The organism is Kitasatospora sp. NPDC101801 (genome assembly GCF_044766665.1).
Taxonomy (GTDB): Bacteria; Actinomycetota; Actinomycetes; order Streptomycetales; family Streptomycetaceae; genus Kitasatospora.
In genome coordinates this window covers 1-20912 of record NZ_JBIWML010000042.1, presented here as the reverse complement: position 1 = coordinate 20912, position 20912 = coordinate 1, and the positions used below count along the sequence as shown (strand labels likewise).

The window sequence follows — 20912 nt, the reverse complement described above, 5'->3', positions numbered from 1 at the left end:
GCAGCTCCGGGCTGCTCCGACGGGCCCGGCCGAGCCGCCCCGAGCCCCGCGCGCCCCCGTCGTGCGCTGCGGCCAACCGGGGCGATCCCGTCAAGAGTGGGGCACAACGCCACCCGAGCCCCATTACTCTAAGTTGAGTGTGCGTGTCATTGAGTGACGGAAGTGGTGTAAGGTCCCGAGAGGGAACACCGGCAAGGCGTGGGGGAGAGGTCGAGTGAACTTCCACCCGAGCCGCCTCCCCGGCCTGCTGTTGGTGCTGCTCTGCCTCGGGTACGCCCTGGGCGCCGCCGTCGGCTGGGGGTCGCCGGAACTCGCGCTGTTCATGGGCGACTTCGGCCTGGCCGGGGCGGCCCTGGCGGCCGCACTGTCCTGTCTGCTGCACGCCTGCGCGGCCGGTGGCCCGGCCCGGCCGGCCTGGCTGCTGTTCGGCCTGTCCTCCCTGATGGTGGCGGTCGGCAACGGCACCTGGGGCTGGTACGAGGTGGTGCTCGGCACCACGCTGCCGGAGCGTTCGCCCGCCGAGTACGCCTTCCTGCTGTTCGCCCCGCTCGCCATCATCGGGCTGACCGTGCTGGCCCAGCGGCCCCGGACGGCGGCCGGCTGGCTCTGCCTGCTGCTGGACGGCTGGCTGGTCGCCGGTTCGCTGTTCACCCTGAGCTGGAGCCTGGCGCTCGGCCGGGTCGCGGCGGGGGAGGGGCAGGATCCGCTCCGGATGGCGCTCAACCTGGCCTACCCGGTGCTGGACATCCTGCTGGTCAGCCTGGTGGTCGGGCTGCGGTTCCGGAGCCGGGACGGCAACCGGGCCGCCGTGCACACCGCGATGGTCGGCCTGGCCGTCACCGTGGTCTGCGACGCCCTGTTCACCTCGCCCGAGCTGCGCAGCAGTTACCACTCCGGCGAGCTGCTGGACGCGGGCTGGTTCGCCGGCAGCGTGCTGCTGGCCTGGGCGCCCTGGGCCACCCGCGGCCGGTTCGCCCCGAGCCGGGAGCACCCCTCGGTCGGCGGTGCCCCGCGCCGTCGGGTCTCCTCCACCTTCAGCGCGCTCACCCCGTACGTCGCGGCGGCGGTCTGCACCGCGGGGATCCTCTACAACGCGCTCGGCGGCCACGCGCTGGACCGGGTGGTGGTGGCCGCGGCCTGCACGGTCGGTCTGGCGCTGATCGTCCGGCAGGGCGTGATACTCCTCGACAACCTCTCGCTGGCCCAGGAACTCGCCCACAAGGAGGCGCACTTCCGCTCCCTGGTGCAGGGCTCCAGCGACGTGATCATGATCGCCGGCGGCAGCGGCCTGCTCTCCTACGTCAGCCCCGCCTCGATCGGCGTGTACGGCCGCGATCCGGAGGAGCTGGTCGGCGGGAACCTGCTCAACCTGGTGCACCCCGAGGACGTCGACCGGGTGCTGGGCGAGGTCCGGCGGCTGATGGCGGACCGGCCGGTCCGCCGGGACGGCGGGGCCGAGCCCTCGGCCCGGGTGGAGTGCCGGGTCCGGTCCGGCAACGACGAGTGGCTGCACGTCGAGTCGACGGTCAACCGGTACCGGGACGGGCTGATCCTGAACAGCCGCGACGTCACCGAACGGGTCATACTGCAGGCGCAGTTGCAGCACAACGCGTTCCACGACCCGCTGACCGACCTGCCGAACCGGGCGCTCTTCACCCAGCGCCTGCGCACCTCGCTCAGCCCGGCCGAGGGGCACCGGGGGTATCCGGATGCCGAGAAGGCCACCGTGGCGGTGCTCTTCCTCGACCTGGACGGCTTCAAGGCGGTCAACGACAGCGCGGGCCACCAGGTCGGCGACGAGCTGCTGGTGCAGGCCGCCCGCCGGCTGCAGCACGCGGTCCGGTCCGGGGACACCGTGGCCAGGTTCGGCGGCGACGAGTTCGCCGCCCTGGTCCGGGGCCGGCTCGGCCGGGCCCAGGTGCACGAGCTGGCCGAGCGGCTGCGCTCGGCGCTCTCCGAGCCGTACTGGATCGGCGGGGCCGAGCTCGGAGTGGCGGCCAGCATCGGCATCGCCTTCGCGGGCTGCGACCCCGACCCCGGGGCGGACGCGCAGGCCGCGGCGGACGAGCTGATGCGCAACGCCGACCTGGCGATGTACCGGGCGAAGTCCGAGGGCAAGGGCCGGGTGGTGCTCTACCACCCGGCGATGCGAGCCGAGTTGGACCGCCGGACGGAGCTGGAGGAGCGGCTCAGGGTGGCCGTCCAGGAGGGCTCGTTCACCCTGCTGCACCAGCCGGTGGTGGACTTGGCCACCGGTGCCGTGACCGGCGTCGAGGCGCAGGCCCGCTGGCGTTCGGCGCAGGGGCTGCTGCTCACCCCGGCCGAGTTCCTGCGCACCGCCGACCACGGCGACGCGGCCACCAGGTTCGCCCGCTGGATGCTCCAGGAGACGGTCACCGCGGCCGCCCGCCGGGTCGGCCCCCGGCTGGTGCCGGTCCCGGTCTCGATCCGGCTGTCGGCCCAGCGGCTGTGCGCCCCCGGTATGTACGAGGCGGTGGTCGCGGTGCTCAGGGAGAGCGGGCTGCCCGCCGAGCTGCTGGTGATCGAGCTGGCCAGGACGGGCCCGGACGAGCACGCCGACGAACTCGGCCGCCGGCTCGCCGCGCTCCGCCGGCACGGCGTCTCCACGGCGGTGGCGGGCTTCGGCGCGGGCGGCGGATCGCTCGGCGCGCTGGCCCGGCTCCCGTTCGACGCGCTCAAGCTGGACCGCAGTCTGGTGCAGGACGTGGCCGACTCCCGGCTGACCCGGTCGCTGGCCGGGCACGCCCTCCGGCTGGCCCGCGACCTCGGGCTGGTGACCGGCGCCGAGGGGGTCGACCAGCCCCGGCAGGTGACCGCCCTGCAGGAGCTGGGGTGCCGGCAGGGGCAGGGTCTGGCCTTCGCCCAGCCGCTGGACGAGCACCGGCTGCGGCGCGCCCTGCTGCGCCGGGTCTACCCGTTGCCGAAGCAGGCGAACGGGCTCTCCGCGCGCCGGGCCTACCTGGCGGCGGACGCCCGATCGGGTGGCCGCCCGGAGCCCGGCGGCGGCCGGGTGGTGCACCATCAGAACGCCCCCGACCTGGCCGAACGCAGACCGACCCACGGTCCGTCCTGGGGTCCGGGTGGGGGTCCGCATAGCGAGACGGCCGTCCCACCTGCTTGACACGCCCCACCGCCGGGGAGGAAGGTCGGTGCCATGCGCACCCGAATCCTCGTACTTGGCGGGCGCGTCGGCTGAGCGGGCCACCCCCCGCACGAAGAGACCGACGCGCCACCCCTCGCATGCCCTTGGCACGAGGGGTTTTTTGTTGCACTGGAACCGTCTGACACCGCAAGACCCCAGCCGAATCGGCCCCGGTACCCAACCGTCCGGGTGGACGATGGAGGCAGGACCGGCGACCGGCCCCCGACCCCAGGACCCTCACCTGACGGGGACGGCAGAACCCGAGAAGAGACAGGCAGATGACCGAGCACGCCGCCCCCCGCCGCGGGGACACCCCGGCCACCCACGCTCCTGCGCCCGCCGTCGTCGTGGAGACGATGACCGGTGCGCAGTCGCTCATCCGCTCCCTTGAGGCAGTGGGCGCGGACACCGTCTTCGGCATCCCCGGCGGCGCCATCCTCCCGGCCTACGACCCGCTGATGGACTCGCAGAAGGTCCGTCACATCCTGGTCAGGCACGAGCAGGGCGCGGGCCACGCGGCCACCGGCTACGCCCAGGCCACCGGCCGGGTCGGGGTCTGCATGGCCACCTCGGGCCCGGGCGCGACCAACCTGGTCACCCCGATCGCCGACGCGTACATGGACTCCGTGCCGATGGTCGCGATCACCGGTCAGGTCGCCTCCAAGGCGATCGGCACCGACGCCTTCCAGGAGGCGGACATCTGCGGCATCACGATGCCGATCACCAAGCACAACTTCCTGGTCACCGACCCGGCCGAGATCCCCCGGGTGATCGCCGAGGCGTTCCACATCGCCGCCACCGGCCGGCCGGGCCCGGTGCTGGTCGACATCGCCAAGGACGCGCTGCAGGCCACCACCACCTTCCGCTGGCCGGTGGAGACCTCGCTGCCCGGCTACCGCCCGGTGACCAAGCCGCACGCCAAGCAGATCCGCGAGGCCGCGAAGATGCTGGTCGCCGCCAAGCGCCCGGTGCTCTACGTCGGCGGCGGCGTGCACAAGGCGCAGGCCAGCACCGAGCTGCGGATCCTGGCCGAGCTGACCGGCGCCCCGGTGGTCACCACCCTGATGGCGCTCGGCGTCTTCCCGGACAGCCACCCGCAGCACCTGGGCATGCCGGGCATGCACGGCTCCGTCCCGGCGGTCACCGCGCTGCAGAAGGCGGACCTGCTGTTCACCCTCGGCGCCCGGTTCGACGACCGGGTGACCGGCAAGCTGGACAGCTTCGCCCCGTACGCCAAGGTCGTGCACGCGGACATCGACCCGGCCGAGATCGGCAAGAACCGCCCGGTCGACGTCCCGATCGTCGGTGACGCCCGCGAGGTGCTGGCGGACCTGATCGTCGCGGTGCAGGCCGAGTTCGACGCCGGCCACCAGGGGGACTACGCGGACTGGTGGGTCAAGCTCAACCAGTGGAAGACCACCTACCCGCTGGGCTACGAGCCCGCCCCGAACGGCGAGTTGTCGCCGCAGCAGGTGATCGAGCGGATCGGGCAGCTGGTCGGCCCGGACGCGATCTACGCGGCGGGCGTCGGCCAGCACCAGATGTGGGCCTCGCAGTTCATCAACTACGAGAAGCCGGCCACCTGGCTGAACTCCGGCGGCGCGGGCACCATGGGCTACGCGGTGCCGGCCGCGATGGGCGCCAAGGCGGGCATGCCGGACACCGCGGTCTGGGCGATCGACGGCGACGGCTGTTTCCAGATGACCAATCAGGAACTGGTCACCTGCGCGCTGAACAACCTCCCGATCAAGGTCGCGGTGATCAACAACGGTTCGCTGGGCATGGTCCGCCAGTGGCAGACCCTGTTCTACAACCAGCGCTACTCGAACACCGTGCTGCACGCTGGCCCGGAGCACGACGGCATCGCCGCCCCGGCCCAGGGCACCCGCATCCCGGACTTCGTGCTGCTCTCCGAGGCGATGGGCTGCGTCGGCCTGCGCTGCGAGCGCCCCGAGGACCTGGACGCGGTGATCAAGCAGGCGATGGAGATCAACGACCGCCCGGTGGTCATCGACTTCATCGTCCACCAGGACGCCATGGTCTGGCCGATGGTGGCCGCAGGCACCAGCAACGACGAGATCCTCGCCGCCCGGGACGTCCGCCCGGACTTCGGCGACGACCTCGACTGACGCCCGCCCGTCGCCCACCGCCACCCTTGCTCGTTCCGGCTTCGCCGGAGCCCCTCTCGTACCGATAGAGAGTCATGACTATGTCCAAGCACACCCTCTCCGTCCTGGTCGAGAACAAGCCCGGCGTGCTCGCCCGGATCGCCGCGCTGTTCTCCCGTCGGGGCTTCAACATCGACTCGTTGGCCGTCGGCCCGACCGAGCACCCGGACATCTCCCGGATGACCATCGTGGTCAACGTGGAGGACCTCCCGCTGGAGCAGGTCACCAAGCAGCTGAACAAGCTGGTCAACGTGATAAAGATCGTCGAACTCGACCAGACCGCCGCGATCCAGCGGGAGTTGGTCCTGGTCAAGGTCCGGGCCGACGCCGAGACGCGCTCGCAGATCGTCGAGATCGTCCAGCTGTTCCGGGCCAAGACGGTCGACGTCTCGCCCGACGCGGTGACCATCGAGGCCACCGGCAGTTCGGACAAGCTGGAGGCGATGCTCCGGATGCTGGAGCCCTACGGCATCAAGGAGCTGGTCCAGTCCGGCCTGGTCGCCATCGGCCGGGGCGCCCGCTCGATCACCGACCGCTCGCTCCGGGCCCTCGACCGCAGCGCCTGACGGTGTCCCGACCGCTGCGCACGGTCTGACCTCGTCTCACACCCTGAAGCACCGCCCCACACCATCGCCGGGTCCACGTACGGTAGGTACGCACCGGCACCACCACCACGCAAGGAGATGTGCCCCCGTGGCCGAGCTGTTCTACGAAGACGACGCTGACCTGTCCATCATCCAGGGCCGCAAGGTCGCGGTCATCGGCTACGGCAGCCAGGGCCACGCCCACGCGCTGTCGCTGCGCGACTCGGGCGTGGACGTCCGGGTCGGCCTCAAGGAGGGCTCGTCCTCCCGTGCCAAGGCCGAGGAGGAGGGCCTGCGGGTCGTCACCGCCGCCGAGGCCGCCGCCGAGGCCGACGTCATCATGATCCTGGTGCCGGACCCGATCCAGTCCGACGTCTACGAGGCGGACATCGCGCCGAACCTGAAGGCGGGCGACGCCCTGTTCTTCGGCCACGGCCTGAACATCCGCTTCGGCTTCATCAAGCCCCCGGCCGACGTCGACGTCTGCATGGTCGCCCCCAAGGGCCCGGGTCACCTGGTGCGCCGTCAGTACCAGGAGGGCCGCGGCGTTCCCGCCATCGTGGCCGTCGAGCAGGACGCCACCGGCAAGGCCTTCGAGCTGGCGCTGTCCTACGCCAAGGGCATCGGCGCCACCAAGGCCGGCGTCATCAAGACCACCTTCACCGAGGAGACCGAGACCGACCTGTTCGGTGAGCAGGCCGTCCTCTGCGGTGGCACCGCCGCCCTGGTCAAGGCCGGTTTCGAGACCCTGGTCGAGGCCGGCTACCAGCCGGAGATCGCCTACTTCGAGTGCCTGCACGAGCTGAAGCTCATCGTCGACCTGATGTACGAGGGCGGCCTGGAGAAGATGCGCTGGTCCATCTCGGAGACCGCCGAGTGGGGCGACTACGTGACCGGCCCGCGCATCATCACGGCCGACACCAAGGCCGCCATGAAGCAGGTCCTCGCCGAGATCCAGGACGGCACCTTCGCCAACACCTGGATCGCCGAGTACAAGGCCGGGCTGCCGAAGTACAACGAGTACAAGAGCGCCGACGCCGACCACCTGCTGGAGACCACGGGCAAGAAGCTCCGCGGTCTGATGAGCTGGGTCGACGAGAAGGCGTAGCCCGCCCGTCGCCCGCCGCCGCCCTGCTCGGGACGCGCTGCGGGCGACGAATTCCTTTGTACAACCAGGCTGCTCCCGTCCGGGTGATTTCGCCGGACGGGAGCAGCCCGGCCGCCAGCCCGTCGATACACTTCCGAGTGCGCGTCAGGCCCACAGCGTCGTGCGTCTATCTACGCGGCATGCCACCTTCCCCCGCTTTCCACGCCACCATCGTGCGCGGGGAGAACCGGACAGTTAAGGACACACTGTCGTGAGCAAATCCGTAGTACTGATCGCCGAAGAGCTGTCCCCCGCCACCGTCGACGCGCTCGGCCCGGACTTCGAGATCCGGCACTGCAACGGTGCGGACCGCACCGAGCTGCTGACCGCGATCGCGGACGTGGACGCCATCCTGATCCGCTCCGCCACCAAGGTGGACGCGGAGGCGCTGGCCGCCGCGAAGAAGCTCAAGGTGGTCGCCCGCGCGGGCGTCGGCCTGGACAACGTGGACGTGGCCGCCTCCACCAAGGCCGGCGTGATGGTCGTCAACGCGCCGACCTCGAACATCGTCACCGCCGCCGAGCTGGCCTGCGGCCTGCTGATCGCCTCGGCCCGCAACATCGCCCCGGCCAGCGCCGCGCTCAAGCAGGGCGAGTGGAAGCGCAACAAGTACACCGGCGTCGAGCTCTCCGAGAAGACCCTCGGCGTGGTCGGCCTGGGCCGGATCGGCGTGCTGGTCGCCCAGCGGATGTCCGCCTTCGGCATGAAGATCGTGGCGTACGACCCCTACATCCAGGCCGCCCGCGCGGCCCAGATGGGCGTCAAGCTGCTCTCGCTGGAGGAGCTGCTCGAGGTCTCGGACTTCATCACGGTGCACCTTCCGAAGACCCCCGAGACGATCGGCCTGATCGGCGACGAGGCGCTGCACAAGGTCAAGCCGACCGTGCGGATCGTCAACGCGGCCCGCGGCGGCATCGTGGACGAGGCCGCGCTGGCCTCCGCGCTGCGCGACGGCCGGGTGGCCGGCGCCGGCCTGGACGTCTACGCCAAGGAGCCGTGCACCGACTCCCCGCTGTTCGCCTTCGACAACGTGGTGGCCACCCCGCACCTGGGCGCCTCCACCGACGAGGCGCAGGAGAAGGCCGGCATCGCGGTCGCCAGGTCGGTCCGCCTCGCCCTCGCGGGCGAGCTGGTGCCGGACGCGGTCAACGTCCAGGGCGGCGTGATCGCCGAGGACGTCCGCCCTGGCCTGCCGCTGGCCGAGAAGCTCGGCCGGATCTTCACCGCGCTGGCCGGCGAGGTCGCCGTCCGGCTCGACGTCGAGGTCCGCGGCGAGATCACCCAGCACGACGTGAAGGTGCTCGAACTCTCCGCGCTCAAGGGCGTGTTCGAGGACGTCGTGGCGGAGACGGTGTCCTACGTCAACGCCCCGCTGTTCGCCCAGGAGCGTGGCGTCGAGGTCCGCCTCACCACCTCCAGCGAGTCGCCCGAGCACCGCAACGTGATCACCGTGCGCGGCACCCTGGCGGCCGGCGGCGAGATCGCCATCTCCGGGACGCTGTCCGGCCCGAAGCAGATCCAGAAGATCGTCGGCGTGGACGCCTTCGACGTGGACGTGGCGCTCACCGACCACATGGCGTTCTTCAAGTACGAGGACCGCCCCGGCGTGGTCGGCACCCTCGGCCGCATCCTCGGCGACGCGGGCATCAACATCGCGGGCATGCAGGTGGCCCGGGACGGCTCCGAGGCGCTGGCCTCGATCACCGTCGACAGCGAGGTGTCCCAGGAGGTCCTGACCGAGATCTCCGGCGCGATCGGGGCGCGGTTCGCCCGCTCCGTCAACCTGGGCTGATCGCCCGTCGGAGGGCCCGGTCCGCTCCGGCGGGCCGGGCCCTTTTCCGGCTTCCGGGCGGGTCCTGTCTCAGATACTAGGAAATCCAACTATCCGTGCAGACAGCACCCGTTCCAGGTCGTACCGTGAAGGAGCCACCCGGCGAGCCGCCCCTCCCACTGGAGGGAGCCAGGCCCGGATGTGCGCGTACGCAGTTCGGGCAGGCGACCCCTGGCCGGCGTACCCGAAACCCTCTCCCCGTACGACCTCAAGGAGTTCGGTATGCCCCCCATCGCAGACCGCCACGCCGCCGCTTCCGCCGCCCAGGCCGTGGCCCCCCGCCGCCGTCGCCGGGCCGAGCCGCACCCCGACGCAGCCGCCGCCCTGCAGCGTGCGCTGGACCGCCGCGACAACGGTGGCGCCACCGGCCACTGAGCCGTCCGCCGGCGGGTCACGGGCATTGCGCCGAACGCCTGACGATCCGTCACCCACAGGAGTGCAGTGCACCCCCGGACGAGGGACGATGCTCGCCCTGCCCGGCGCGATGATCGTAATTTGGTGCCTCCGGAAGGGTGATCGGGCTCCGCACGGCGCGGACCCGCCAGAGCCCCTGCCGGGGGAGACAGCCCCGTGCGCACCAGCTCAGCACTCCGCTTCGGCATCGCGCTGCTGACCGGCTCGCTCGCGCTCGCCGCCGTACCACCCGTGGGTGCGGCGGCCGAGCGCGGTCCTGACGTCCGCCGCAGCGTCCTGCTCGAACTCGACACCGAGGCCGCCGCCCCGGCCTGGCAACGCGCCGCCGACCAGGCCAGGGGCGAACGCCGGTCACCGGACGCGGTCCGCCGGGCGGCCTCGGCCGCCGGGGCCGAACAGCGCCGGGCCGCCACCCGGGCGGTGGACCAACTCGCGGGAGCGGTACGGCGATCCGCCCCCGGCGCGCGCGAGCTGTACCGCACCGGCACGCTGCTGACCGGGGTGGCGGTCAGCGCCCCGGCCGCCGCGCTGCCCGCGCTGGGCCGGCTGCCCGGGGTGCGCGCGGTGCACCCGATCGCGCTGAAGAGCCGGGTCAACGGGTACTCCGTGCCGCTGCTCGGCGCCCCCGCCGTCTGGTCCGGTCCGGCCGGCAACACCGGCCGGGGCGTCAGCGTCGGCATCATCGACTCCGGCATCGACTACACCCACGCCGACTTCGGCGGGCCGGGCACCGAGCAGAGCTTCAAGGACGTGGACGGCGCCAAGCCCGCACCCAAGGGCCTGTACCCGACCGAGAAGGTGTACGGCGGGCGGGACCTGGTCGGCGACGCCTACGACCCGGCCACGCCCGAGGGCGGCGTCCCGAAGCCGGACGACAACCCGATCGACTGCGCGCTGAACGGCCACGGCACGCACGTCGCGGGCACCGCCGCCGGGTACGGCGTCACGGCGGCCGGCCAGACCTACCGGGGTCCGTACACCGGCGGCCTGGACCCGGCCGGCTTCAAGGTCGGCCCCGGCGCGGCGCCGGAGGCGCGGCTGTTCGCGATCCGGGTGTTCGGCTGCGACGGCTCCACCGACCAGCTCACCCAGGCGCTCGACCTGGCCGCCGACCCGGACGGCGACGGTGATCTGACGGACCGTCTGGACGTGGTCAACCTCTCGCTCGGCAGCCCGTTCGGCGGCCCGGACGACGCGGACGCGATCGCCGCCGACCGGCTGGCCGCGCTGGGCACCGTGGTGGTCGCGGCGGCGGGCAACGAGGGCGACGTGTACGCGGTCGGCGGCAGCCCGGGCACCGCGCCCCGGGTGCTCACGGTGGCCGCCTCGGTCGACCCGCACGGCGACGCGGACGGCCTGCGGGTGCTGGCCCCCGAGCCGCTGGCCGGGCTGGTCCCGGCGCACTGGAGCGCCAAGTACCAGCACTGGGCGGATCGTGAGGTGCAGGGGCGGCTCGCGCTGCCGGTCGACCAGTCGGACGGCTGCACGCCCTTCTCGGCCGCCGACGCGGCCCGGCTCAAGGACCGGATCGCCCTGCTCTCCTGGCGGACCAAGGACCCGGACCGGGCCTGCGGCTCGGCGGCCCGGGCCGACCACGCGGCCGAGGCCGGCGCGCTCGGCGCGCTGTTCGCCGCCGACGGCGACCACCTCGGCGAGCTGGCGGGCAACGACCGGGTGCCGGTGGCGATCCTGGCGAAGGCGGACGGCGAGCGGCTGTTCCGGGCGGTCGAGGCCGGCCCGGTCACCGTCCAACTCGCCACCCCCGGCAACCCGTTGCACGGCGCGGTGGCCCAGGACCAGCCGCAGCGGACGGACACCCTGACCAGCTTCACCTCGCGCGGGGTCGGGCTGCCCGGGATGGTCAAGCCGGACCTGGCCGCGCCGGGCGAGACCATCTGGTCCGCCAAGGCGGGCGCGGGCTCCGGCGGGATGCGCGAGGACGGCACCTCGATGGCCGCCCCGCACGTGGCCGGGCTGGCCGCGCTGGTCCGGGCCGCGCACCCCGACTGGACGGTGGCCCAGCTGAAGGCCGCGCTGATGAACACCACCGGTGACACCTGGGCCGGTGACGACCGGTCGGGTCCGGTGTACGGGCCCGAGCGGACCGGTGCCGGGCGGGCCAGGGTCGACCTCGCGGTGGCCACCCCGGTGGTCGCGTACGCGGCCGGGCCCGAGGTGGACGGCGCGGTCGGGCTCTCGTTCGGTCCGGTGCCGGTCACCGGGCCGCTCGCGCAGAGCCGGGAGGTCGAGCTGCGCAACTTCGCCGACCGCCCGCTGGAGTACCGCACCGGGTACCTGGCGGCCACCGAACTCCCCGGCGCCTCCTTCGAGCTGACGCCGGACCGGGTCACCGTGCCGCCCGGCGGCACCGCCCGGGTGACCGTCACCCTGCGGGTGCCCGGACAGCTGGACCGGGCCCCCGATCCGACCCTCGACCTGGTGCAGGGCGGCAAGGCCAGGAGCTACCGGGGCGAGCTGTCGGGCCGGCTGCTGCTGACCCCGGCCGAGACCGGGGCGCCCGCGCTCCGGGTGCCGCTGTTCGCCGCGCCGCACGCCGCCTCGGAGCTGACGGCGGGTCCGCAGGCCCGGGCCGCCGGGACCACCCTGCTGAGCATCACCGGCACCGGTGCGCCGACCGCGCACGGGGCGCTGGTCAGCGCCTTCGCGCTGGGCGGCGAGGCGGCCCGCTGGCCGGACTGCCCGGCCGGGGCCGGCGAGGAGGAGAAGGCGGCCGGCGTCTGCGTGACCGCGCCGGGCGACCGGGCCGCCAACCTGCGGGCGGTGGGCGCCGCCAGTGACGCCCCGGCGGTCGGCGGCGAGCCGCTGGAGAACGGCACCCTCTACCTGGCCGCGAGCCTGTGGGCACCGGCCGCCACCCCGGCGGGCGGCGTCACCGTCCGGGCCTCGCTGGACACCGACGGGGACCAGGTCACCGACGTGGTGGTGACCGCCGACCGGCGCAAGGGCAGCGACGTGCTGGTGGCCAGGACGCTGGACGCCAGGACCGGTGAGGAGCTCGACGTCCAGCCCCTGAACGCCCGGTGGGGCGACACCGACACCGGCCTGCTGGACAGCGACACCCTGGTGCTGCCGGTCCGGCTGGCCAAGCTGCCGGGCCTCCGGCAGAGCACCTCGAAGATCCGGTACGGCCTGTGGACCGCGTTCGCCGCACCCGGCACCCCCGACCCGGCGGCGGCGCTCTCCTCGATCGGCCTGCAGGGCGACCGGCCCACGCTGACCGTCGACGTGCTCGCCCCGGCACTGGACGTCCGGGCCGGAGCGGGCGGCCCGACCGCCGTCACGGTGCCGGAGCAGCCCGGGACCGTCCTGGAGATCAGGCGGCGCGGGGCCGGGGCGGACCGGCTGCTACTGGTCCACCACTTCAACCCGGACGGCCGCCGGGCCCAACTGGTCAGGCTCCGCTGAGGCCCGGCCGGTCAGCACCAGCCGGGAGAGCAGGAAGGTGACCGGGATCGCGACCGCGGCAGCCGGCAGCGGCGCGATCCGCGAGTCCAGCCCGAACCACTGCACCAGGGCAAGCACACCGACGCTCTGCACCAGGTAGTTGACGAGGTTCGGCAGCGGGAAGAGCAGGAACTTCCGCCAGCTCGGCCGGGTCCGGTAGGTGAAGCGGGTGTGCAGGAAGAACGAGCCGACCATGCTGAGCAGGAAGGCCGCCGTGAACGCCGCGAAGTACGGCAGGAAGGGGTGCAGCGCCCGGTAGAGCAGATAGAAGGTGCCGGTGTTCACCAGCCCGACCAGGGCGAACCTGACGAGCTGCCAGAGCTGAGCCTGCACCGGGCGCCCCGATCTCGAAGTGGTCGGGTCACTGTACTCAACCGGGAACCCGCTCGGCCCGGGCCCTCCGGCGCAGCAGCGGGACCAGCGCGACACCGACCAGCACCGCCAGCGCCGCCCCGCTCAGCGCGACCCCCGGCATCAGGCCCGGCGGCCGGTAGACGCAGCTCAGCCGGGCGGCCCCGGCACCGAGCGGGATGCCGATCATGCCGAGCACCGAGCCGGCCGGCCGCTCGGGCCCGTCGTCCACCGCGCACTCCCAGCCGGTGACGGCCGGGACGGAGATCAGCGCCGTCCCGGTGGAGCCGGGCGACAGTTCGGCGCTGACGGAGTGTCCGGTGCTGTGCACGGCGGTCGCGCCGTTCGGCCGGGCCAGGGCCCGGCCGAGTGCGGCCCGGTCCAGGCAGCCGACCGGCTGGGCCGGGACCTGGGCGGCGGCGTCGGTCCGCAGCGCCACCCTGACCACGCCGTCGGCGGGGGCGTCGCCGAGCAGCCGGATCGGCATCGCGGTCATCGGCTGCCGTCCCCGGCTGAGGTACGTGGTGCCCAGGCCCTGCACCGTGCCCTCGAACCACGGGCCGTGGAAGAACACCTGCTCACCGGGGAGGCAACTGCCCTCGAAGGTGGTCCAGGCACTGCCGGCCGGGGTGGCCGGGACCGACCAGCCGCTGCTCCCGTGCAAGGTCGGGGCGGGGCCCGCGACCGGGGTGAGCTGCGGCACCCGGTAGACGGTGGCGCCGAGCAGCGACTGCTGCCTGCCCCAGACCGAGGAGGTGTCGGGGGCGGGCCCGGCCGGCCGCAGGGTGACCAGCGGGGCGGCGGGGGAGTGCCCGACGGTGAAGCCGTCCGGGGCCGGTCCTTCGTCCAGGTAGGTGGTCACCCCGAACAGCGCCCGGCCGACCGGGTCGGCCGGGCCGAGGGTCTGCCGGCCCTGGTCGTACCAGCCCGCGCCCAGGTCGTGCAGCAGCTCCGCGGTGGTCCGGGGCAGCCGGTCGGCGGCGTACGCCCCGCCCTCGCCGCCGAGCAGCAGCGGGTCGTTGGCGGTGAACTCGTGCGGTCCTGGGTCGGTCCGGCTGTGCGGCCAGTCCTCCGCCTGCCGGATCAGCCGGTGGGCGGTCAGCGTCCGGGCGCTGACCGTCTCCCGGGGCTGGACGGACGGCAGCCGGGTGACGGCGTACGCCGAGTGGACCGCCCCGGCCAGCACGCCGAGCGTCAGCACCGCGCCGACCGTCCGCCGCGCCGTCCCGCGCTCCCACAGCCGGAGCGCGCCGAGCACCAGCACGCCGCCCGCCGACAGCAGCACCCAGGTCGCGGTGCGGACCGAGCTCTGCCCGTGGCCGAGCAGGGCGATCAGCGCCACCACCGCGGCGCCGCCGAGCAGCGTGACCAGGTCGGGGCGGCGGGCCAGCGAGACCCAGGCAGCCGTCACCAGCAGCCCGCTCAGCACGAAGGCGGCCCGGTAGGGGGTGCCGGTCGGGAGGCTCAGACCGTGCCAGAGCAGGACGGTCGGCTCCCACACGAAGCTCGCGCCGACCAGCAGCAGCAGCGCGTACCAGCCGATCCGCTCGCGGACCGGCACCCGGCGGTTGAACGGCAGGCCGGCCACCAGCAGCAGGCCGAGCAGGCCGACCGAGACGTTCGGCAGGACGTGGTCCGGGCGGCCGCCGGGCAGCAGCTGGGCCAGGTAGTCGGTCAGCCCGGGCGGCCCGTCGTAGCTGCCGGGCGGGGCCGGCTGGGCCGCCTTGTCCGCCTTCAGACCCACCGTCAGGACGGGAGCGGCCAGCAGCACCCCGAGCACGGCCGTGCCGGCGGCCCGCACCAGCACCCGCAGCCGGGCGAGCACCGGACGGTCGGTCAGCAGCAGCACCCGGAGCAGCAGGACCAGTCCGGCGCCGAGGGTGGCCGTCGCGCCGGTGGGGAGGTTGCCGGCCCAGGCCGCCGCGACCGCGAGGCTGCCGAGCACCCGGTGCCGGCCGCGCAGGCACCAGTCGCCGACCAGGCAGAGCAGCGGCAGCGAGACCAGGCCCCACATCCACATCGGGGCGGGCGAGCCGTCGTCGAGCACCCAGGCGCAGAGTCCGTAGCCGACCGCGAGCAGCGCCCGCAGCAGGCCGGAGCCGGGGTGCAGCCGGCCGAGGAAGCGGGTCATCAGCGCCGCACCGAGGCCGATGCCGAACAGGGTGACCAGGAAGACCGGGACGTTCACCGCGGACCGGGGGAACAGGCCGACCAGCCAGGAGAACGGGTTCATCAGGTAGCCGAAGAAGTCGGGCAGGAAGGGCGCGCCGTACCCGCTGTTCCAGTTGAACAGCAGGTCACCGGTGGTGTCGCCGTGCATCAGGTCCCACAGGTGGGCGTGGAACGGGACGAACCGGTCGCCCAGGTCGCCCGCCGCCCGCGAGCGGTCGCCGAACGGGCGGCTCCCGCGCAGCGCCGTCCCCAGGCAGTACGCGCCCATCGAGATCCCGGCCGCGAGCGCGGCCGCCGCCGCCTCGGCCCGGCGGCTGGATTCGCTCACGTGCGGCCGCTCCTGACGGTCTGTCCCGATTGTCCGTTTCCGAGCATAGGTGGCGGACCGTCAGGAGAGCCTGACCCACTCGCCGGGCGATCCGCCGGTCCGCTCCGGAGTGGTGTCCGAAACGGTGCCTGATGTCCGAATGGCGGACATCAGGTGTCAGCCCCTGGGACGCCGGAGTAGGGTCGCGTGCATGTCTCGCAGCCTTCGTCTCGCAGTTGTCCCCGGTGACGGTATCGGCCAGGAAGTGGTGGCCGAGGGCCTCAAGGTGCTCGCCGCCGTCCTCCCCGCCGACGTCAAGGTGGAGACCACCGAGTACGACCTCGGTGCCCGCCTCTACCACCGCACCGGCGAGACCCTGCCGGACGCCGTGCTGGAGGAGCTGAAGACCCAGGACGCGATCCTGCTCGGCGCCATCGGCGACCCGAGCGTGCCGTCCGGCGTGCTGGAGCGCGGGCTGCTGCTCAAGCTGCGGTTCGCCTTCGACCACCACATCAACCTCCGCCCGGGCAAGCTGCTCCCCGGCGTGCAGTCCCCGCTCGGCGGCGACCCCAAGATCGACTTCGTGGTGGTCCGCGAGGGCACCGAGGGCCCGTACGTCGGCAACGGCGGCTCGCTGCGCACCGGCACCGAGCACGAGGTGGCCACCGAGGTCAGCCTGAACACCGCGTTCGGCATCGAGCGGGTGGTCCGGGACGCGTACAAGCGCGCCGCCGCCCGGCCGCGCAAGAAGCTCACCCTGGTGCACAAGAACAACGTGCTGGTGCACGCCGGCCACCTGTGGTCGCGGATCTTCGCCGAGGTCGGCCGGGAGTTCCCCGAGGTCAGCACCGACTACCTGCACGTGGACGCGGCGACCATCTTCTTCGTCACCCAGCCCGAGCGCTTCGACGTGATCGTCACCGACAACCTGTTCGGCGACATCCTCACCGACCTGGCCGCGGCCGTCACCGGCGGCATCGGCCTGGCCGCCTCCGGCAACATCAACCCGAGCGGCGCCTTCCCGTCGATGTTCGAGCCGGTGCACGGCTCGGCGCCGGACATCGCCGGCCAGGGCAAGGCCGACCCGACCGCCACCGTGCTGTCGGTCGCCATGCTGCTGGACCACCTCGGCTTCGCCGAGGAGGCCGCCAAGGTCGAGGCGGCCGTCGCGGCCGACCTGCTGGCCCGCTCCGGCACCCGTTCCACCTCCGAGGTCGGCGACGCGCTCGCCGCCCGAGTATCCGGCTGACGGGCCGGAACCAAGCATCGGGGATCCGGCTGACGGGCCGGCATTTCCCCACGTAGCAGCCGACCGGCTGTTCGGCACGGCCCTCTGGATGCGAGTATCGACAGTGGGCCGTGCCTTCGTGCGTTCTTTCCTCATCGAGGGTGGCGGCCCGGACCAACCCCACGGTGAAGGACAGACAGTCATGAGTACGCCCACCCAGGCGCCCATCACGTTCGACCTCAAGCCCTCCGCGCACCCGCTGGCGGACGGCGAGCGCGCGGCCCGGCTGGCCAATCCCGGCTTCGGACGGGTCTTCACCGACCACATGGTCACCATCCGGTGGACCGAGGGCCGGGGTTGGCACGACGCGCAGCTCGCCCCGTACGCCCCGCTGGAGATCGACCCGGCGAACATGACCCTGCACTACGGTCAGGCGATCTTCGAGGGCCTGAAGGCCTACCGTCAGGCGGACGGCTCGATCGCCACCTTCCGCCCGACCGCCAACGCCGAGCGCTTCCAGGCGTCGGCGCGCCGGCTGGCGATGCCCGAGCTGCCGACCGAGACCTTCGTCGAGGCGGTCGAGCTGCTGGTCCGGCAGGACCAGTCCTGGGTGCCGAACGAGCCGGAGCAGAGCCTCTACCTGCGTCCGTTCATGTTCGCCACCGAGGTCGGCCTGGGCGTCCGCCCGGCCAACGAGTACCTCTTCATGATCATCGCCTCGCCGGCCGGTGCGTACTTCCCCGGCGGCGTGAAGCCGGTCTCGGTCTGGCTCTCCGAGGAGTACGTCCGGGCCGCGCCCGGCGGCACCGGCACCGCCAAGTGCGCCGGCAACTACGCCGCTTCGCTGGTCGCCCAGGCCCAGGCCGCCGAGAAGGGCTGCGACCAGGTGGTCTGGCTGGACGCGGCCGAGCACCGGTGGATCGAGGAGATGGGCGGGATGAACCTGTACTTCGTCTTCGGCGAGGGCGCGGACGCCACCATCGTCACCCCCGAGCTCTCCGGCGCGCTGCTGCCCGGCATCACCCGCGACTCGCTGCTCTCGCTGGCCGCCGACCGCGGCTACGCGGTCCAGGAGCGGAAGATCTCCACCGACGAGTGGAAGCAGGGGAACGCCGACGGCACCCTCACCGAGGTGTTCGCCTGCGGCACCGCCGCCGTGATCACCCCGGTCGGCTCGGTCAAGTCCGCCCGCGCGGACTGGACGGTCGGCGCCGGCGAGCCCGGACCGATCACCATGGAGCTCCGCAAGGCCCTGCTCGCCCTCCAGGGCGGCCAGGCCGAGGACACCCACGGCTGGCTGCACAAGATCGTCTGACGCCCCGTCCGGGCGTCCCGCTGACCGGGACGCCCGGCACGGGTAACCTCGAACCACCCCGCTCGTTGAGCCTTGCGGACCGGAAGGAGGGGCCATGAGCGCTGCGACGCACGACTTCGCCGAGACCTGGCACTACTCGGACGACGACCTCCTCGAAGCCTTCCTGGCGCTGGAGACCCCCGAGGGTTTCAAGGCCGAGCTCATCGACGGGGAGATCGTCGTGACCCCACCGCCGGATGGCGACCACGAGACCGCGATTGGCCGGATTGTCTGGCAGATCGCCCGACAGTGCCCCGAGGGTGTCGACTACGCCCCGGGAAAGGGATTGACGGTCCCGAACGGCCGCTACATCCCGGACGCCACCTTCACTCGGACCGACGCGATGACCGGGCAGGAATCGTGGTGGATCCCCTCAGGGGTTCTCATGGTCCTTGAGGTCACTTCCTCGCGACCGGAGAAGGATCGTGAGGCCAAGCGGCAGGGCTACGCCGCTGCGGCCATCCCGCTCTACCTCCTGGTGGACCGTCAGCGCAACGAGATCGTCCTGCACAGCGAGCCCCACCGTGGCGACTACCGGACGACGACACGGGTGCCGGTGGGTGACCCGCTGCCGCTGCCCGAGCCGTTCGGGTTCGAGCTGGCGACCGGGCGGCTGACCTGACCGTCCCGGATCGCGAGACGGGCGGGCCGCATCGCGGATGGTGTGCCAGACTCCGAGGGTGTCCTCGCTTTCGCTGATTATTAGCAGCAGGCGCGCCGGTCCGCAGTGACCGTCCCCGAGTAACCCATCTCGCGGGACGACCACCAGCGTCCAGACCCGCGCGCAGACCTCTCGCATCCGCGAGGGGTTTTTTGTTTTGCCCGGACCGGCCACCGGCCCCTCACGAGGGGGTCCGGGGACACCGGGAGCGCGCGGGATGCTGGACAGTGGAGCCGGATCAGGTATCCCGGCAACAGCAGCAGTACCTCCCCGAACGGAGAACCCAGGGTCATGACCGAGGCCAGTAGCCGACCCAACGACAGCTTCCACGTCTTCGACACCACGCTGCGCGACGGCGCCCAGCGCGAGGGCATCAACCTCAGCGTGGCCGACAAGCTGACCATCGCCCGGCACCTGGACGAGTTCGGCGTCGGCTTCATCGAGGGCGGCTGGCCGGGGGCCAACCCGCGGGACACCGAGTTCTTCGCCCGGGCCGCCGCCGAGCTGGAGTTCAAGCACGCCCAGCTGGTCGCCTTCGGCGCCACCCGGCGGGCCGGCGGCAAGGCCGCCGAGGACCCGCAGCTCGCCGCGCTGGTCACCTCGGGCGCGCCGGTGGTCACCCTGGTCGCCAAGTCGCACGACCGGCACGTCGAACTGGCCCTGCGCACCACGCTGGACGAGAACCTGGAGATGGTCCGGGACAGCGTCGAGTACCTGCGCTCGCAGGACCGCCGGGTCTTCATCGACTGCGAGCACTTCTTCGACGGCTACCGGGCGAACCGCGCGTACGCCCTCGCGGTGGTCGCCACCGCCCACCGGGCGGGTGCCGACGTGGTGGTGCTCTGCGACACCAACGGCGGGATGCTCCCGCTCGGGGTGCGCGAGATCGTCGCCGACGTGATCGCCGAGACCGGGGCCCGGATCGGCATCCACGCCCAGGACGACACCGGCTGCGCGGTGGCCAACACGCTGGCCGCCGTGGACGCCGGGGCCACCCATGTGCAGTGCACCGCGAACGGCTACGGCGAGCGGGTCGGCAACGCCAACCTGTTCCCGGTGGTCGGCGCGCTGGAACTGAAGTACGACCGCCGGGTGCTGCCCGCCGGGAAGCTGCCCGAGATGACCCGGATCTCGCACGCGATCGCCGAGGTGGTCAACCTGGCCCCCTCCACCCACCAGCCGTACGTGGGCTTCTCCGCCTTCGCGCACAAGGCCGGGCTGCACGCCTCCGCGATCAAGGTCGACCCGGACCTGTACCAGCACATCGACCCCGAGCGGGTCGGCAACACCATGCGGATGCTGGTCTCCGACATGGCCGGCCGGGCCTCGATCGAGCTCAAGGGCAAGGAGCTCGGCTACGACCTCTCCGCCGACCGCGACCTGGTCGGCCGGGTGGTGGCCAAGGTCAAGGAGCAGGAGAACCTCGGCTTCACCTACGAGGCGGCCGACGCCTCGTTCGAGCTGCTGCTCCGGGACGAGGTGCGGGGCAGTCGGCAGCGGTTCTTCACGCTGGAGTCCTGGCGGACCATCAGCGAGCAGCTGGCGGACGGGAGTCCGGGCAACGAGGCGACCGTGAAGCTGTGGGCCAAGGGCGAGCGCCGGATCGCCACCGGCGAGGGCAACGGCCCGGTGCACGCGCTGGACCAGGCACTGCGGAGCGCGCTGGAGCACATCTACCCGCAGCTGGCCCAGCTGGAGCTGGTGGACTACAAGGTCCGGATCATGGAGGGCGCGCACGGCACCAGCTCCAAGACCCGGGTGCTGATCGAGTCCACCGACGGGGTGGCCACCTGGTCCACGGTCGGGGTGGCCGACAACGTGATCGGGGCCTCCTGGCTGGCCCTCGAGGACGCCTACACCTACGGCCTGATCCGCGCCGGGCTCGACCCGGCCGCCGACACGGACTGAGCAGCCGTCAGAAAGGACCCGCCGTACCTACGGCGGGCCCTTTTCGATGTTCTGGTATCACCGGAGTCGGGCGAGGAGGGCGTGTTCGACGAGGGTGATGAGGGCGCTTTTGGCGCTGTCGCGGCGGCGGGCGTCGAGGGTGATGACGGGGGTGTCGGG

At 72.8% G+C, this 20912-nt stretch carries 13 protein-coding genes and 1 pseudogene; 11 read left to right on the top strand and 3 right to left on the bottom strand.

The features are described 5' to 3' along the window. The first annotated feature begins 214 nt into the window (after positions 1 to 214). The 7 genes from ACIRPK_RS31150 (at position 215) to ACIRPK_RS31120 (ending at position 12733) form a co-directional block, all read left to right on the top strand. On the top strand, positions 215 to 3142 hold the full coding sequence (locus ACIRPK_RS31150) for a putative bifunctional diguanylate cyclase/phosphodiesterase (RefSeq protein WP_403044653.1): 2928 nt from the start codon (positions 215 to 217) through the stop codon (positions 3140 to 3142). A gap of 299 nt (positions 3143 to 3441) precedes the next feature. Next, the gene (locus ACIRPK_RS31145) at positions 3442 to 5292 is read left to right on the top strand and encodes an acetolactate synthase large subunit (protein ID WP_403044651.1); all 1851 of its coding nucleotides are present in this window, start codon (positions 3442 to 3444) and stop codon (positions 5290 to 5292) included. Between the two features lie 80 nt (positions 5293 to 5372). Next, a complete protein-coding gene (gene ilvN / locus ACIRPK_RS31140) occupies positions 5373 to 5897 on the top strand; it encodes an acetolactate synthase small subunit (protein ID WP_403044650.1) in 525 nt (174 codons plus the stop codon). 127 nt (positions 5898 to 6024) lie between these two features. Further along, on the top strand, positions 6025 to 7023 hold the full coding sequence (gene ilvC, locus ACIRPK_RS31135; protein WP_403044649.1) for a ketol-acid reductoisomerase: 999 nt from the start codon (positions 6025 to 6027) through the stop codon (positions 7021 to 7023). Positions 7024 to 7273: 250 nt separating this feature from the next. Next, positions 7274 to 8854, top strand: coding sequence for a phosphoglycerate dehydrogenase (gene serA, locus ACIRPK_RS31130; protein WP_403044648.1), 1581 nt, complete (start codon positions 7274 to 7276; stop codon positions 8852 to 8854). 261 nt (positions 8855 to 9115) lie between these two features. Beyond that, positions 9116 to 9268 carry a hypothetical protein gene (locus tag ACIRPK_RS31125; RefSeq protein WP_403044646.1) on the top strand — a complete coding sequence of 51 codons (153 nt, stop codon included), beginning with the start codon at positions 9116 to 9118 and terminating at the stop codon, positions 9266 to 9268. Positions 9269 to 9463: 195 nt separating this feature from the next. Beyond that, the gene (locus tag ACIRPK_RS31120; protein ID WP_403044644.1) at positions 9464 to 12733 is read left to right on the top strand and encodes a S8 family serine peptidase; all 3270 of its coding nucleotides are present in this window, start codon (positions 9464 to 9466) and stop codon (positions 12731 to 12733) included. Here ACIRPK_RS31120 and ACIRPK_RS31115 read toward each other — a convergent pair. After that, positions 12674 to 13105, bottom strand: a complete 432-nt coding sequence (locus tag ACIRPK_RS31115) for a GtrA family protein (protein WP_403044642.1) — start codon at positions 13103 to 13105, stop codon at positions 12674 to 12676. The genes ACIRPK_RS31120 and ACIRPK_RS31115 overlap by 60 nt on opposite strands. A 37-nt stretch (positions 13106 to 13142) precedes the next feature. Then, on the bottom strand, positions 13143 to 15623 hold the full coding sequence (locus tag ACIRPK_RS31110; RefSeq protein WP_403044640.1) for a YfhO family protein: 2481 nt from the start codon (positions 15621 to 15623) through the stop codon (positions 13143 to 13145). A 190-nt stretch (positions 15624 to 15813) separates the two neighbouring features. Here ACIRPK_RS31110 and ACIRPK_RS31105 point away from each other — a divergent pair, with 190 nt between their 5' ends. The 4 genes from ACIRPK_RS31105 to cimA all read left to right on the top strand — a co-directional run bounded on the left by ACIRPK_RS31105 (position 15814) and on the right by cimA (position 20753). Continuing rightward, positions 15814 to 16851 (top strand): 3-isopropylmalate dehydrogenase, encoded by a 1038-nt coding sequence (locus ACIRPK_RS31105; RefSeq protein WP_403044637.1) that lies wholly within the window; start codon positions 15814 to 15816, stop codon positions 16849 to 16851. Positions 16852 to 17032: 181 nt separating this feature from the next. Continuing rightward, on the top strand, positions 17033 to 18145 hold the full coding sequence (locus ACIRPK_RS31100; RefSeq protein ID WP_403044635.1) for a branched-chain amino acid aminotransferase: 1113 nt from the start codon (positions 17033 to 17035) through the stop codon (positions 18143 to 18145). Positions 18146 to 18239: 94 nt separating this feature from the next. After that, positions 18240 to 18806, top strand: coding sequence for a Uma2 family endonuclease (locus tag ACIRPK_RS31095; RefSeq protein ID WP_403044632.1), 567 nt, complete (start codon positions 18240 to 18242; stop codon positions 18804 to 18806). A 330-nt stretch (positions 18807 to 19136) separates the two neighbouring features. Then, positions 19137 to 20753, top strand: a complete 1617-nt coding sequence (gene cimA / locus ACIRPK_RS31090) for a citramalate synthase (protein WP_403044629.1) — start codon at positions 19137 to 19139, stop codon at positions 20751 to 20753. 57 nt (positions 20754 to 20810) lie between these two features. Here the strand turns inward: cimA and ACIRPK_RS31085 are convergent. Then, a pseudogene (locus tag ACIRPK_RS31085) lies at positions 20811 to 20912 on the bottom strand (ATP-binding protein); the annotation flags it as partial.

What these genes read in the sequence shown, in the direction of transcription:
- ACIRPK_RS31145 (WP_403044651.1), top strand. Translation starts at nt 3,442, where the DNA reads ATGACCGAGCACGCCGCCCCCCGCCGCGGGGACACCCCGGCCACCCAC.
- ilvN (WP_403044650.1), top strand. Translation starts at nt 5,373, where the DNA reads ATGTCCAAGCACACCCTCTCCGTCCTGGTCGAGAACAAGCCCGGCGTG.
- ACIRPK_RS31125 (WP_403044646.1), top strand. Translation starts at nt 9,116, where the DNA reads ATGCCCCCCATCGCAGACCGCCACGCCGCCGCTTCCGCCGCCCAGGCC.
- ACIRPK_RS31105 (WP_403044637.1), top strand. Translation starts at nt 15,814, where the DNA reads ATGTCTCGCAGCCTTCGTCTCGCAGTTGTCCCCGGTGACGGTATCGGC.
- ACIRPK_RS31100 (WP_403044635.1), top strand. Translation starts at nt 17,033, where the DNA reads ATGAGTACGCCCACCCAGGCGCCCATCACGTTCGACCTCAAGCCCTCC.
- ACIRPK_RS31095 (WP_403044632.1), top strand. Translation starts at nt 18,240, where the DNA reads ATGAGCGCTGCGACGCACGACTTCGCCGAGACCTGGCACTACTCGGAC.
- cimA (WP_403044629.1), top strand. Translation starts at nt 19,137, where the DNA reads ATGACCGAGGCCAGTAGCCGACCCAACGACAGCTTCCACGTCTTCGAC.